11 protein-coding genes are annotated in these 14,113 nt (G+C 55.4%); all 11 read right to left on the bottom strand.

The genetic code is table 11. From position 1 onward, the window contains the following. Positions 1-50: 50 nt before the first annotated feature. The 11 genes from secA to murD all read right to left on the bottom strand — a co-directional run bounded on the left by secA (position 51) and on the right by murD (position 14,112). Positions 51-2,756 (bottom strand): preprotein translocase subunit SecA, encoded by a 2,706-nt coding sequence (secA, locus tag OGX93_RS13710; RefSeq protein ID WP_047458916.1) that lies wholly within the window; start codon positions 2,754-2,756, stop codon positions 51-53. Positions 2,757-2,816: 60 nt separating this feature from the next. Beyond that, entirely contained in the window at positions 2,817-3,323 is a 507-nt protein-coding gene (secM, locus tag OGX93_RS13705; protein ID WP_286449866.1) for a secA translation cis-regulator SecM, read from the bottom strand. Between the two features lie 401 nt (positions 3,324-3,724). Further along, positions 3,725-4,642 (bottom strand): UDP-3-O-acyl-N-acetylglucosamine deacetylase, encoded by a 918-nt coding sequence (gene lpxC, locus OGX93_RS13700; RefSeq protein WP_012134068.1) that lies wholly within the window; start codon positions 4,640-4,642, stop codon positions 3,725-3,727. Between the two features lie 100 nt (positions 4,643-4,742). After that, positions 4,743-5,894: a cell division protein FtsZ gene (ftsZ, locus tag OGX93_RS13695; protein ID WP_004857884.1), complete on the bottom strand. Its 1,152-nt coding sequence runs from the start codon at positions 5,892-5,894 to the stop codon at positions 4,743-4,745. Positions 5,895-5,955: 61 nt separating this feature from the next. After that, positions 5,956-7,218, bottom strand: a complete 1,263-nt coding sequence (gene ftsA / locus OGX93_RS13690; protein WP_003018755.1) for a cell division protein FtsA — start codon at positions 7,216-7,218, stop codon at positions 5,956-5,958. Then, complete coding sequence (gene ftsQ / locus OGX93_RS13685; protein ID WP_012134069.1) at positions 7,215-8,045, bottom strand: cell division protein FtsQ; 831 nt, start codon at positions 8,043-8,045, stop codon at positions 7,215-7,217. The genes ftsA and ftsQ overlap by 4 nt, the downstream gene beginning before the upstream one ends. A gap of 1 nt (position 8,046) precedes the next feature. Next, complete coding sequence (locus tag OGX93_RS13680) at positions 8,047-8,967, bottom strand: D-alanine--D-alanine ligase (protein ID WP_071257565.1); 921 nt, start codon at positions 8,965-8,967, stop codon at positions 8,047-8,049. Continuing rightward, a complete protein-coding gene (gene murC, locus OGX93_RS13675) occupies positions 8,960-10,435 on the bottom strand; it encodes a UDP-N-acetylmuramate--L-alanine ligase (protein WP_071257563.1) in 1,476 nt (491 codons plus the stop codon). The genes OGX93_RS13680 and murC overlap by 8 nt, the downstream gene beginning before the upstream one ends. Positions 10,436-10,487: 52 nt before the next feature. Beyond that, the gene (murG, locus tag OGX93_RS13670; protein WP_012134072.1) at positions 10,488-11,555 is read right to left on the bottom strand and encodes an undecaprenyldiphospho-muramoylpentapeptide beta-N-acetylglucosaminyltransferase; all 1,068 of its coding nucleotides are present in this window, start codon (positions 11,553-11,555) and stop codon (positions 10,488-10,490) included. After that, positions 11,552-12,796, bottom strand: a complete 1,245-nt coding sequence (gene ftsW / locus OGX93_RS13665; RefSeq protein ID WP_024130710.1) for a cell division protein FtsW — start codon at positions 12,794-12,796, stop codon at positions 11,552-11,554. The genes murG and ftsW overlap by 4 nt, the downstream gene beginning before the upstream one ends. Further along, entirely contained in the window at positions 12,796-14,112 is a 1,317-nt protein-coding gene (murD, locus tag OGX93_RS13660) for a UDP-N-acetylmuramoyl-L-alanine--D-glutamate ligase (protein ID WP_012134074.1), read from the bottom strand. Before murD ends, ftsW begins: the two co-directional genes overlap by 1 nt. Position 14,113 lies beyond the last annotated feature (1 nt).

Genomic DNA, 14,113 nt, shown 5'->3' with positions numbered 1-14,113 from the left:
ATCCATAAAAAAGGCGCAGTCACCTGCGCCTCATTGTCTTTATTCAGACCTTAGCTCAGACGGCCGTGGCACTGTTTGTATTTTTTACCGGAACCGCAAGGGCAAGGATCGTTACGACCCACTTTACGATCGCCCGTTTGCGCTGCCAGAGCGGCCGCCGCTGCGCTGTCGTCATCCTGATGACTAAGCTGCTGCATCTGCGCTAAACGCTCGGCTTCTTCGCGGCGCTGTTGTTCCATCGCTTCTACTTCTTCAGGCATACGAACCTGAACTTTGCTCAGCGTACTGACCACTTCATACTTCAGCGATTCCAGCATTGCTGCAAACATGGAGAAGGACTCGCGTTTGTATTCCTGCTTCGGATCTTTCTGCGCATAGCCACGCAGGTGGATACCCTGACGCAGGTAATCCATCGCCGCCAGGTGCTCTTTCCACAGCGAATCAAGAGTTTGCAGCATGACGCCTTTTTCGAAGTGACGCATCATCTCTGCGCCAACCACTTCTTCTTTACGCTGATACACTTCGATTGAGTGCGCCAGAATACGCTCACGCAGCGTCTCTTCGTGCAGCTCCGGCTCTTTATCCAGCCACTCGGCAATTGGCATATCCAGATCGAAGTCGTTTTTCAGACGTTCCTGCAAACCCGGAATATCCCACATCTCTTCCAGCGACTGCGGCGGAATGTACGCATCGATCGTCACTTTAAAGACGTCTTCACGAATGCTGTTGATGGTTTCGCTGACGTCGCTGACATCCAGCAGTTCGTTACGCTGGGTGTAAATAGCGCGACGCTGATCGTTCGCGACATCATCGTATTCCAGCAGTTGCTTACGAATATCGAAGTTACGGCTTTCAACTTTACGCTGCGCATTGGCAATCGCTTTAGTCACCCACGGGTGCTCAATGGCTTCACCTGGTTTCATACCCAGTTTACGCATCATGCCCGACACACGGTCAGAGGCAAAAATACGCATCAGCGCATCTTCCATTGACAGGTAGAAACGGGAAGAGCCCGCATCACCCTGACGACCGGAACGACCACGCAACTGGTTGTCGATACGGCGAGATTCGTGACGCTCAGTACCGATGATGTGCAGACCGCCAGACGCCAGCACCGCCTCATGACGAACCTGCCAGTCCGCTTTGATCTGCGCGATCTGCTCTGGCGTTGGGTTTTCCAGCTCCGCCACTTCAGCCTGCCAGCTACCGCCCAGCACGATGTCCGTACCACGACCGGCCATGTTGGTGGCGATAGTGACCGCAGCCGGGTAGCCCGCCTGTGCAACAATCGCCGCTTCGTTGGCGTGGAATTTGGCGTTCAGAACGTTATGCTTGATGCCCGCTTTGGTCAGCTCATTAGAGACCACTTCAGATTTTTCGATCGAGATCGTACCCACCAGTACCGGCTGGCCGTTCGCGGTACGCTCTTTGATGTCTTCAATGATCGCCTGAATTTTTTCCGCTTCGGTCATGTAGACCAGATCCGGCATATCCTTACGGATCATCGGACGGTTGGTCGGAACCACAACGGTATCCAGCTTATAGATAGAGCTGAATTCGAACGCTTCGGTATCCGCTGTACCGGTCATACCAGCCAGTTTCTCATACAGACGGAAGTAGTTCTGGAAGGTGATGGATGCCAGCGTCTGGTTCTCGTTCTGGATTTCCACGCCTTCTTTCGCTTCCACAGCCTGGTGCAGACCGTCGGACCAGCGGCGACCCTGCATGGTACGACCGGTGTGTTCGTCAACAATGATCACTTCGCCATCTTTAACGATGTAATCCACATCGCGGGTAAACAGCGCGTGCGCGCGCAGCGCGGCGGTTACGTGATGCATCAGCATGATGTTGCCCGGAGAGTACAGGGACTCGCCTTCATCCATAATGCCTTCTTTCACCAGCAGTTCTTCGATCAGCACCAGACCGCGTTCCGTCAGGTTGACCTGACGCGCTTTCTCATCAACGGAGAAGTGGCCTTCACCCTGGAAAGTATCAGAGTCTTCTTTTTCCTGGCGAATCAGATGCGGGATGATCTTGTTTACTTTCTTGTACATTTCCGAGCTGTCTTCAGCCGGGCCGGAAATGATCAGCGGCGTACGCGCTTCATCGATCAGGATGGAGTCGACCTCATCCACCAGCGCATAGTGCAGTTTACGCTGTACGCGCTCTTCCGGGCTGAACGCCATGTTATCGCGCAGGTAGTCAAAGCCGTATTCGTTGTTGGTGCCGTAAGTGATGTCGGCGGCGTAAGCTTCACGTTTTGCTGGAGCAGGCATGCCCGGCAGGTTAATACCGACGCTCATCCCGAGGAATTCAAACAACGGGCGGTTGTTTTCAGCATCACGTTGCGCCAGATAGTCGTTCACTGTGACGACGTGTACGCCCTTACCGCTTAACGCGTTCAGGTAAGCAGGCAGCGTTGCGGTCAGGGTTTTACCTTCACCGGTACGCATTTCCGCGATACAGCGATCGTTCAGCACCATACCGCCCAGCAACTGGACGTCAAAGTGACGCATGCCGAATACGCGCTTACTCGCTTCACGAACCACGGCGAACGCTTCCGGGATCAGGCTTTCAACGCTTTCGCCTTTCTCCAGACGCGCGCGAAACTCTGCCGTTTTCCCTTTCAGTTCATCATCGGAGAGTTTTTCCATCTCCGGTTCCATGGCATTGATGATGCCGACCGCTTTACGCATACGACGCAAGGTACGATCGTTACGACTACCGAATACTTTGGTTAACAATTTGATTAGCATAATAAAATCTCAAACGCCCCGCGATACGGGTCTCTATAATTAGTTGAAGGTTTTTTGTTTTTAGCTGAGGCGTTGAGGGCCAGCGCGGATTCCCTGCGCCTGACTTATCCAGGCGGGAACGCTAAATGAGGCCTGAGGCGTAAAGTGCGCACGGGCGACGCGACGTACAATCGTTGGCGGTGTGCCTTCCTGCGTCAGCATCGCGCTGAGCGTGTTCAGTAACGCAATATGGTGCGCCTGAAGTGGCGAAGACTCTTCAGCAACCGGCAGCGTTTGCGGCGCCATGGCAAAAGAGAGATGGCGGATAACCGTGCGAATCGCATGCTGATGCCAGTAGTCGACGGTAAAATTCGGGCGGCGGTTACTCGCCTCCAGCAGCGCGAGCTGGCTGAAGTTAACCTTAACGGATTGATCGTGGTTACTGGCGGTCGCTTTCGCCGGCGTATTAGGCTCGGCTGCGTTACTGAGAGCGGGCAGACCAAAGCTAGCCGCGACCATCCCCAATAAGAGATGCGGCCAGAAGTACCGTCTACCTAACTGTCGCCAGCGCGTCAGTATTCCACTCACGTCATTGCCACCCTGATATGCCCGGCATGTGGGCTTACGAATTCAAAACGTTTTTTGCGCACAAATCTTACCATTAAAGCGTACGCTCTACAGCAGTAATGACATGGCGCTGAGGATAAAAATGCTTAAGAAAGCAGCGAACGCACTGTATTTCGGTTCAGCGGCAGAGAAAAAGGCGAAGGCAAACGCCGTACGGAAGAGATAAAAAAACGACTGGCTTACCTGGCCGGAGAGGGTGCCAGATTAACCAGTCGAATTTATGCGACAGGTATACACTTCATCCTTCAAGCTGCCTCTTTGTTGGCTGCCTTCTCTCACCCCAGTCACGTACTGGTCGTACGTTCCTGGGAATTCGCTCAGTTGCCGTCTTGATGCAACTTGAATGATTTTGTGTATAGCTATTATGCCAGTACAGTCGAAGGCGCTTTGAAAGCCAACGGCAGTTCTGCGTCGTCCTGGAAGGTCACATATTCCCAAGCTTCCTGTTTCGCCAGGACAGCCTGCAACAGTTTGTTATTCAATGCGTGACCGGACTTATACGCGGTAAACGCACCAATAATGTTGTGACCGCACATGAACAAATCACCGATCGCGTCGAGCATTTTGTGACGAACAAATTCGTCTTCAAAACGCAGACCGTCTTCGTTCAGTACGCGATAATCGTCAACAACGATGGCACAATCGAAGCTGCCGCCCAGGCACAGGCCACGGGACTGCAAATATTCGATATCACGCATGAAACCGAAGGTACGCGCACGGCTGATCTGGCGCATGAACGCGTCCGCAGAGAAGTTCATCGCATAGCGCTGGCTGCTGGAATCAATCGCCGGATGGTTAAAGTCGATGGTGAAATCCAACGTAAAACCATTGTACGGCTTAAATTCAGCCCACTTGTCGCCATCTTCGACGCGAACCGTCTCTTTGATGCGTACAAATTTTTTGGCGCAGTTCAGCTCATCAATACCCGCATCAAGCAGCAGATAGACGAACGGAGCAGCACTGCCATCCATGATCGGGATTTCCGGCGCATCGACTTCGATAACGATATTATCGATACCCAGACCCGCCAGAGCAGCGTTAAGGTGCTCTACGGTTGAAATCCGTACATCATGCTCGTTGACCAGACACGTACAGAGCATGGTATCACGCACAGATTTGGCATCGGCCGGGAAATCTACCGGTGGATTCAAGTCGGTGCGACGATAGATGACCCCGGTGTTGGCCGGCGCAGGGCGTAAGGTCAGGGTGACTTTCTTGCCGGTATGTAAACCGACACCTGTCGCCTGAACGATACGTTTAAGTGTCCTTTGTTTGATCATCGTATAATCTCGCCAAATTACCTATCCAACCGAAGTGTACTATACATTCGGTGGGCCAGTTTAGCACAAAGAGCCGTGAATCCCAAATTCCAGCCAATTCTTAATCGGCTTGCTTACGCAGGAACGCAGGGATATCCAGATAATCCGGTTCTTTTGCCGTTTGCGGCGTATTGTCGTTCACCACTTTTGCGACCGGCTTCTGCTCTTGCGTCAGCGGCGCCATGCCGTGCTGCTGGTAACGATCCATCACCGGCTGCTGTACCTGTTTGTTGGTCACCAGGGTGATTTCAGGACGCTTGTCCATACCAATACCGGTTGCCACAACGGTGACGCGCAGTTCGTCGTTCATATCCGGGTCCAGAGAAGTACCGATAACCACGGTCGCGTTATCCGACGCAAAAGCACGGATGGTGTTACCAACGGTTTCGAACTCATCCAGACGCAGGTCGAAGCCCGCAGTGATGTTAACCAGCACGCCGCGCGCGCCAGACAGATCGATATCTTCCAGCAGCGGAGAAGAGATCGCCATTTCTGCCGCTTCTTCCGCACGGTCTTCACCGCTTGCCACGCCGGAGCCCATCATCGCGTAGCCCATTTCGGACATCACGGTGCGCACGTCTGCAAAGTCGACGTTCATCAGACCCGGGCGGGTAATCAGCTCAGCGATACCCTGAACCGCGCCTTTCAGCACGTCGTTCGCCGCGCCAAACGCATCCAGCAGGGAGATACCGCGCCCCAGCACTTTCAGCAGTTTGTCGTTCGGGATGGTGATCAGCGAGTCCACATGTTTGGACAGCTCAGTAATACCCTGCTCCGCGAATGCCATGCGCTTCTTGCCTTCGAAGTTGAAAGGCTTCGTCACCACGGCAACGGTCAGGATACCTAAATCTTTTGCCACTTCCGCAACCACTGGCGCTGCACCGGTACCGGTACCGCCGCCCATGCCTGCTGCGATAAACACCATGTCTGCGCCGTCAAGCGCTGCACGCAGTGCTTCACGATCTTCGTCCGCCGCATTGCGACCGACTTCCGGGTTTGCACCCGCGCCCAGACCTTTGGTGATGCCGCTACCAATCTGAATGGTCTGCCCAACCGCAGTCTTACGCAACGCCTGAGCGTCGGTATTCACCGCGAAGAATTCAACACCTTCGATGCGCTCGCGCACCATGTGTTCAACGGCATTACCGCCGCCGCCACCGACGCCGATGACTTTAATCACCGCGTCGTTGGTCAGTTCCATAGGTTCAAACATAGTTTCTCTCCGTTTTGTGCCTGTCGCCTGAGACCGTTAATAGTCGCCGGTCTCATAAAAATTAAAACTCTTTTCGCAGCCAGCTATTAAGTCGCTTGATCCACGAGCCAACTGATGCCGTAACACGTTTTTCCACTTCCGCTTCGCCACTTAAGTGGGACTCTTTCCCGTAGTGAAGCAGCCCCACCGCCGTTGAGTAGTACGGCTCCTGGGCATAATCCGTCAGTCCGGTAATATTCAGCGGCGCGCCAATACGCACTTGCGTATGGAACACGCGCTGAGCACAGGCAGCAAGACCTTCAATTTGCGCCGCGCCGCCGGTTAATACAATCCCCGCCGCCAGATGATGTTTCACACCCTGCTGGCGAAGCTGTTCCTGTAATTGCAAAATCTCTTCGTTGACCAGGTTGAGCAGCTCGGTGTAACGCGGCTCAATCACCTCCGCAAGCGTCTGACGTTGCAGACTACGCGGCGGACGACCGCCCACGCTCGGCACTTCAACGCTTTCGTCTTTGCCGACGATAGAACCCAGCGCGCAGCCGTGACGCACTTTGATGGCTTCAGCATCGCTCGGCGGCGTACCGAAGGCATACGCGATATCGCTGGTCACGACATTCCCTGCGTAAGGGATTACCTTGGTATGGCGCAACGCCCCGCCAGTATAAACGGCGATATCCATTGTACCACCACCGATATCAACCACGCAGACGCCCAGTTCACGTTCATCTTCCGTTAAAACGGAGTAACTGGCCGCTAACCCGGCAAATATGAGTTGGTCAACTTTCAGGCCACAACGTTCCACCGCTTTAACGATGTTTTTCGCCATGTCGTTGTGGCATGTGATCAAGTGCACTTTTGCCTGCATACGCACACCGGAAAGGCCAACCGGATTCTTAATGCCTTCCTGGTAATCGATCGCATATTCCTGCGGAATGACATGCAGTACACGATGCTCATCACGCACGCGCACCGACTTCGCGGTATGCACGACGTTTTCCACATCTTCCTGCGTCACTTCTTCTTCGGAGATCGGCACCATACCAATTTCATTCTGACAGCTAATGTGCTTGCCAGAAAGCGCCAGATACACCGAGGAGATCTGGCAATCCGCCATCAGCTCCGCCTGGTCAATGGCGCGCTGTACACACTTCACCACTGACTCGAGGTCATTCACCCCGCCTTTATCCATACCTCGCGACGGGCAACTGCCCACGCCAATGATATTGACCATACCGTCGGGCAGAACTTCCCCTACTAAAGCGGCAACCTTCGCGGTGCCAATCTCCAGTCCTACTACCAGTTTTCTGTCCGTCGCCTTGATCATTGTTGTTCTGCCTGTGCCTGATTCTGTTGCTGATTAGATTCCTCTGGAGGTAAGGGTGCCCACCCTACTGCCGCCCCCGAGTCATAACGCAAATCAACGTAGCTTATCCGTTTGCCATCGGTTTGCGCCTGCTGCTGTAAAACCGGATAAAGTTCTACAAAGCGAGCCAAACGTTTCATCGTATCGCCCCTGCCGAGGTTGAGCTTAATATCGTTATTCAGCGTCAACTGCCAGGAACGACGCGCGGTCATTGCCGCTTCCTTCAGGGTGAATCTGTCCTTAGCCAGCACCTGCCCCATATCGCGATACCCCTGCAACACTTCACTCGCGCTGCCTTCCGGGCCATACAACATGGGTAATACCTGTTTACTGGTTCGCTCTGCCGGTACGCTGAAGGTATTGCCTTCGGCATCAACCATATGCTGATCATTCCAACGCGCAATCGGCACATATTCAACCAGATGAATCTTCAATTCATCAGGCCATTGCTTTCTGACGCTGGCCTGTTTAATCCACGGTAAACGCTCTATCTGGCTCTGGATAATGTTCACATCCTGAGTCATAAAAGTACCCGGCGCACCCAACGCCAGAATCGACTGGCGGATGTCATCATTGCGCGTGTAATGCCGTTCGCCGGTTAACACCAGTTTCGACAACGGCAAACGCTGCGCGTCTTCCATCCAGCCCAACACAACCCAGCCGCTGACAAACACGGTGCAGAGCACCGTCAGCAGGAACAGTATTCCTGCAAGACGCGTTCCATTATTGCGCCGTGAAGAAGACACCTCTTCATCACTGTTTCGCGTGTTCAGCGCAGCCTGCGACATATCAGTCCGCCAACTCCAGAATTCGTACCACCAACTGCGAGAAGCTCATGCCCGCCTGACGCGCCGCCATCGGCACCAGACTGTGGCTGGTCATACCCGGCGAGGTATTCGCTTCCAGCAGATAAAACTGGCCATCGCTGTCCAGCATGACGTCGATGCGGCCCCATCCTTTGCAACCCAACGCGGTCCACGCTTTCAGGACCAATGTCTGCAAAATAGCCTCTTGTTCCTCTTCCAGACCTGCCGGGCAGAAATATTGTGTCTCATCAGAGAGATACTTCGCCTCATAATCATAGAAGGTTCCGGCGGGTTGGATACGAATTGACGGTAAAATTTCTTCACCGAGTATCGCAACCGTAAATTCCGGGCCACTGAGCCATTTCTCAATCAGTACTTCTTCATCATGCTGAAAAGCCAATGCTAATGCTGCCTGCAAAGCATTTTCTTCTACCACTTTCGACATGCCGACGCTGGAACCTTCACGGCTCGGCTTCACAATCAGCGGCAAACCCAGCGCAGAAATTTGCGTTAGCGCGTCGTCGCTAAGCCCTTTTTCAAACTCAGCGCGCGTCAATGCCACCCACGGCGCAACCGGTAATCCGGCGCCCTGCCACAGCAATTTGCTGCGCAGTTTATCCATTGAGATTGCTGAAGCCATCACCCCGCTGCCGGTATAGGGCAGGCCAATCAGATCCAGCATCCCTTGCAGCGTGCCATCTTCGCCGCCGCGACCATGCAACGCAATAAACACCTTCTGAAAACCCATTGATTTCAGCAGGGTGACATCAACCTCTTTCGGATCGATCGGATGCGCATCCACGCCGCCTTCGCGTAACCCGGCCAGCACCGCCGCGCCGGAATTCAGCGAAACATCACGTTCGGCGGAGGTTCCACCCAACAGGACCGCGATTTTATCAGCCATGTTGCTCCTCCTCCTGGGCTTGCGGCTTCAGTTTGATTTCAGCTAAGGTGCGCGCAATTTTGCCGATATTTCCCGCGCCTTGCACCAAAATCAAATCATTACCGGTTAATACCGGCGCCAGCATTTGCGCAACCTGCGCCGGATCGGAGACCAGAATCGGGTCAATTTTACCGCGACCGCGAATCGTACGGCACAGCGAACGGCTGTCCGCTCCCGGAATTGGCGCTTCGCCTGCGGCGTAAACATCCAGCATTAACAGCGCGTCAACCTGCGTCAGCACATTGGCGAAATCGTCGTACAGATCGCGCGTACGCGTGAAGCGGTGCGGCTGGAAAACCATCACCAGATTTTTATCCGGCCAGCCTGCACGCGCGGCCTTAATGGTGGCGTCGACTTCCGTTGGATGATGGCCGTAATCATCGACCAGCATCGCCGTCCCTGCTTTACCGTTTACCGGCTCAAGCGGGAATTCGCCGAGGAAATCGAAGCGACGCCCGGTACCCTGGAAGCTTTCCAGCGCGCGCAGAATCGCCTCGTCGTCAATCCCCTCTTCGGTCGCCACCGCCACGGCAGCAGCCGCGTTCAGCGCATTGTGGCGGCCCGGCGCATTCAGCGTCACCTGCATTGCAGGTTTATCCTGACGCAGCAGCGTGAAATGCCCCTGCGGACCAACCTGCTGGTACTCTTCCACACGCACGTCAGCGTCGTCGCTAAAACCATACGTTGTGGTCTGACGGCCCACGCGCGGCAGCAGCTCGCGGATCACCGGATCGTCAACACACATCACTGCACGACCATAAAACGGCAAATTGTGCAGGAAATTAATAAAGGTCTGCTTCAAATTTTCGAAGTCGCCCTGGTAAGTATCCATATGGTCGGCTTCAATATTGGTGACAATCGCCACCATCGGTTGCAGATGCAGGAACGACGCATCGCTCTCATCCGCTTCCGCAATCAGATAACGGCTGTGGCCTAAACGCGCATGCACGCCCGCCGCTTTCACCAGCCCACCGTTGACGAAGGTCGGGTCCAGTCCCGCTTCCGCGTAAATGCTGGAGACCATCGCGGTGGTCGTTGTTTTACCGTGCGTCCCGGCAATGGCGATGCCGTGACGAAAACGCATTAATTCTGCCAGCATCTCCGCGCGGCGGATCACCGGAATACGTGCTTCATGCGCCGCGACAATCTCCGGGTTATCCGCAGAGATCGCGCTGGAAACCACCACCACACTCGCATCGCGCACGTTTTCCGGGCGATGATTGAAGAAAATGGTGGCGCCGAGGCTCGCCAGTTGCTGCGTAACCGGATTCGGCGCTAAATCAGAACCACTGATCTGATACCCTTCATTGGCCAGAACTTCGGCAATACCGCCCATACCGGCACCACCGATGCCGACAAAGTGGATGTGCCGAACGCGACGCATTTCGGGCACGATGGAACGCAGTTTTGCCAGTTGTTGTGTATTCATTCTTTACGCCATTCACTTCTCAATTCATGCGGTGCAAAAGGCACCGCCACAATTACGCCCGGGCAGCCCGGCTCACTTCATTTGCAACACGCTCGGTGGCATCTGGAATAGATGCAGCGCGGGCACGTTCTGCCATGGTTAATAACGTTTCTCGCGACCACCCGGACAGGGTGCTGGCGACGGCATCCACAGTAAACTGCGGCTGCTCAAAAATTTTGGCGGCCCCCGCTTTCTCCAGCGGCAGGGCATTCCAGTACTGCTGCCGGTCTTTATGCTGAAACGGCACAAACAGCGCGGGCAAACCGGCGGCGGCGATTTCACTCACCGTTAACGCGCCAGAGCGGCAAACGACAACATCCGCCCACGCATAGGCTGCGGCCATGTCATCAATAAATTCCGTCACCTTATGCTGCGGTTGCCCCGCCCCGGCATAAGCCTGCTCTACGGTCTGCTGCGCGCCTTTACCGCTTTGATGCCAGATAGTGACCGTATCGCCCAGTTTTGCCGCAACTTGCGGCAGCGTCTGGTTTAATACCCGCGCCCCCTGAGAGCCACCCACCACCAGCACGCGAATCGGCCCTTCACGTCCGGCCAGGCGTTCTTGCGGCAAGGGAAGCGCCAGTACGTCAGTACGTACCGGGTTTCCGACCACGTCCGCTTTCGGAAACGCGCCGGGAAAAGCCTGCATCACCGTCGTGGCGATTTTCGCCAGCCACTTATTGGTCAACCCTGCAATGCCGTTTTGCTCATGCAGCACAACCGGAATACCCAGCGACCACGCCGCCAGACCGCCGGGGCCAGAGACATAGCCGCCCATGCCGAGCACCACATCAGGCTTAAACTGCTTCATGATCGCCCGCGCCTGGCGCCAGGCGTTAAAAATACGCAGCGGTGCCGCCAGCAGCGCTTTCACGCCTTTTCCGCGCAAACCGGAAATGCGAATGAAATCAATCTCAATGCCATGCTTCGGCACTAAATCCGCTTCCATACGATCGGCGGTTCCGAGCCAGCGTACTTGCCAGCCCTGGTCCATTAAATGGTGCGCGACGGCCAGTCCTGGGAACACATGTCCGCCAGTACCGCCCGCCATCACCATTAACCGCTTCGGTTGACCACTCATCGTGAACCTCGTGTAAACGCCTGCGCTTTTTCCAGACGCGTTTCATAATCAATACGTAACAAAAACATGATGGCCGTCGACATGATCAGCAAACTGGAACCACCATAACTGATCAGCGGCAGCGTCAGACCCTTCGTTGGCAGCATGCCTGCCGCCGCGCCGACGTTGACCAGCGCCTGGAAGCTGAACCAGATTCCAATCGAGCAGGCCAGGAACCCTGAAAAACGGTGATCAATCTCCAGCGCCTTACGGCCAATCGACATCGCGCGAAAAGCGACGAAGAATACCATTAAAAGCGCCAGTACCACACCGATATAACCCAGTTCTTCCCCAATAATGGCGAAGATGAAGTCAGTATGCGCTTCCGGCAGATACTCCAGTTTTTGTACCGAGTTCCCCAGCCCCTGCCCCCACATCTCACCACGGCCAAATGCCATCAGGGATTGCGTCAGCTGGTAGCCGCTGCCAAACGGATCTTCCCAGGGGTTCCAGAAAGAGGTCACACGGCGAATACGATACGGTTCGGCGAGGATCAGCAGGATCACCGCCGATATCCCCATGCCGATGATGGCAATGAACTGCCATAACTTCGCCCCGGCGAGAAACAGCATCGCCAGCGTGGTAACGAACAGCACCACCACCGTCCCGAGATCGGGCTGCGCCAGCAGCAAAATCGCCAGCACCAGAATCACGCCCATCGGTTTTAAGAAGCCGCGCAGGTTATTACGCACTTCATCAACTTTGCGCACCAGATAGTTGGCGAGGTAGCAGAACAGCGACAGTTTGGTAAATTCCGCAGGCTGAATACGCAGCGGCCCCAGCGCAATCCAACGCGATGCCCCGTTAACTGAGCTACCCACCACCAGCACGATCAACAACATGATGATCGACGCGATCAGCATCGTGGTGCTGTACTTTTGCCAGAACTCCATCGGTAAACGCAGCGTGATCATCGCCAGGCAAAACGCCAGGAGTATGTACAGCGCGTCACGCTTGGCAAACAGGAAAGGATCGTTCGCCAGACGTTGTCCGACAGGCATTGACGCCGACGTCACCATGATGAAACCGATCGCCGCCAGGCCAAATGTCAGCCAGAGCAACGTGCGGTCATACATGATCAGGCTATCGTCGTCTTTATCGCGCGACGCCATCACCCAGCCTTTAAGCGCCGTAAAGACCCATACCAGGATTCCAAATCCCGGCAGGCGCGGCATTCTCAGGCGAGGGAGAGATAAACGCATCAACCTAACTCCTTCGCCAGACGGGTAAAGACATCGCCCCGTTGCTCAAAATTCTTAAACTGATCGAGGCTGGCGCAGGCCGGAGACAGCAGGACCATATCGCCCGGTTGCAAACGCGGCGCCAGCAGACGCATCGCCTCTTCCATCGTCTCAGTTTGTTCTGCGATTTCCGGGCGCAGCGCCGCCAGTTGCGCGCCATCACGACCAAAGCAGTACAGGCGAACGCGATCGCCGCCCAGGTAACGGGTGAGCGAAGAGAAATCCGCCGATTTACCATCGCCGCCGAGCAGCAGGTGCAGCGTACCGTCTACGTGCAGGCCATTCAGCGCCGCTTCCGTGCTGCCTACGTTGGTGGCTTTGGAGTCGTTAATCCAGCGCACGCCGTTATGCTCCAGCGCCAGCTGGAAGCGATGCGCCAGGCCGGTAAAGGTCGTCAACGCTTTCAGGCTGCTGGCGCGCGGTAAACCCGCCGCATCGGCCAGCGCCAGCGCCGCCAGCGCATTGGTGTAGTTGTGCTGGCCGGAAAGCTTCATCTCTTTCACGTTCAACACTTTTTCCCCCTTCACCCGCAGCCAGGTCTCGCCCTGCTGGCGATTGAGGTGATAATCCCCCATGTTGACGCCAAAACTGACGCAACGCGCATCCGCGCCGCGTACCGGCATGGTCAGCGCGTCATCGGCATTCACCACGCAAACTTTCGCATTCTCATACACGCGCAGTTTTGCCGCGCGATACTGTTGCAGACCAAACGGATATCGGTCCATATGGTCTTCGGTAACGTTCAGGATGGTTGCGGCAACGGCCTGTAGGCTGGATGTCGTTTCCAGCTGGAAGCTGGAAAGCTCCAGTACGTACAGCTCGCGAGCGGCGTCCAGCAGCATCAACGCAGGCAGACCGATGTTACCGCCAACGCCCACGTTCACGCCCGCCGCTTTCGCCATCTCGCCTACCAGCGTGGTCACGGTGCTTTTACCGTTCGATCCGGTGATCGCCACGATCGGCGCCTGCGCTTCGCGACAGAACAGTTCGATATCGCCGACAATCTCAATACCCGCATCGGCGGCAGCGCTCAGTGAAGGGTGCGCCAGAGCAATACCAGGGCTGGCGACGATCAGATCCGCCGCCAGTAGCCAGTCATCATTCAGGCTGCCGACGTGACGCTCTACCGCTTCCGGTAATTTGTCCAGACCCGGCGGCGTCGCACGGGTATCCATTACGCGCGGCGTTACGCCGCGCGCCAGGAAAAAGTCCACGCAGGAAAGTCCGGTCAATCCCAGACCAATAATGACGACTTTTTTACCCTGGTAATCAGCCATG

It is taken from the genome of Citrobacter sp. CK195 (assembly GCF_030333365.1).
In the GTDB taxonomy this organism is placed as follows: domain Bacteria; phylum Pseudomonadota; class Gammaproteobacteria; order Enterobacterales; family Enterobacteriaceae; genus Citrobacter_B; species Citrobacter_B koseri.
This window is presented reverse-complemented; position numbering and strand designations above follow the sequence as displayed.

Excerpts from the sequence above, each read along its gene's own strand:
- murD (WP_012134074.1), bottom strand. The coding sequence starts at position 14,112 with ATGGCTGATTACCAGGGTAAAAAAGTCGTCATTATTGGTCTGGGATTG.
- ftsQ (WP_012134069.1), bottom strand. The coding sequence starts at position 8,045 with ATGTCGCAGGCTGCGCTGAACACGCGAAACAGTGATGAAGAGGTGTCT.
- murG (WP_012134072.1), bottom strand. The coding sequence starts at position 11,555 with ATGAGTGGTCAACCGAAGCGGTTAATGGTGATGGCGGGCGGTACTGGC.
- murC (WP_071257563.1), bottom strand. The coding sequence starts at position 10,435 with ATGAATACACAACAACTGGCAAAACTGCGTTCCATCGTGCCCGAAATG.
- secA (WP_047458916.1), bottom strand. The coding sequence starts at position 2,756 with ATGCTAATCAAATTGTTAACCAAAGTATTCGGTAGTCGTAACGATCGT.
- OGX93_RS13680 (WP_071257565.1), bottom strand. The coding sequence starts at position 8,967 with ATGGCTGATAAAATCGCGGTCCTGTTGGGTGGAACCTCCGCCGAACGT.
- ftsW (WP_024130710.1), bottom strand. The coding sequence starts at position 12,796 with ATGCGTTTATCTCTCCCTCGCCTGAGAATGCCGCGCCTGCCGGGATTT.
- ftsZ (WP_004857884.1), bottom strand. The coding sequence starts at position 5,894 with ATGTTTGAACCTATGGAACTGACCAACGACGCGGTGATTAAAGTCATC.
- lpxC (WP_012134068.1), bottom strand. The coding sequence starts at position 4,642 with ATGATCAAACAAAGGACACTTAAACGTATCGTTCAGGCGACAGGTGTC.
- ftsA (WP_003018755.1), bottom strand. The coding sequence starts at position 7,218 with ATGATCAAGGCGACGGACAGAAAACTGGTAGTAGGACTGGAGATTGGC.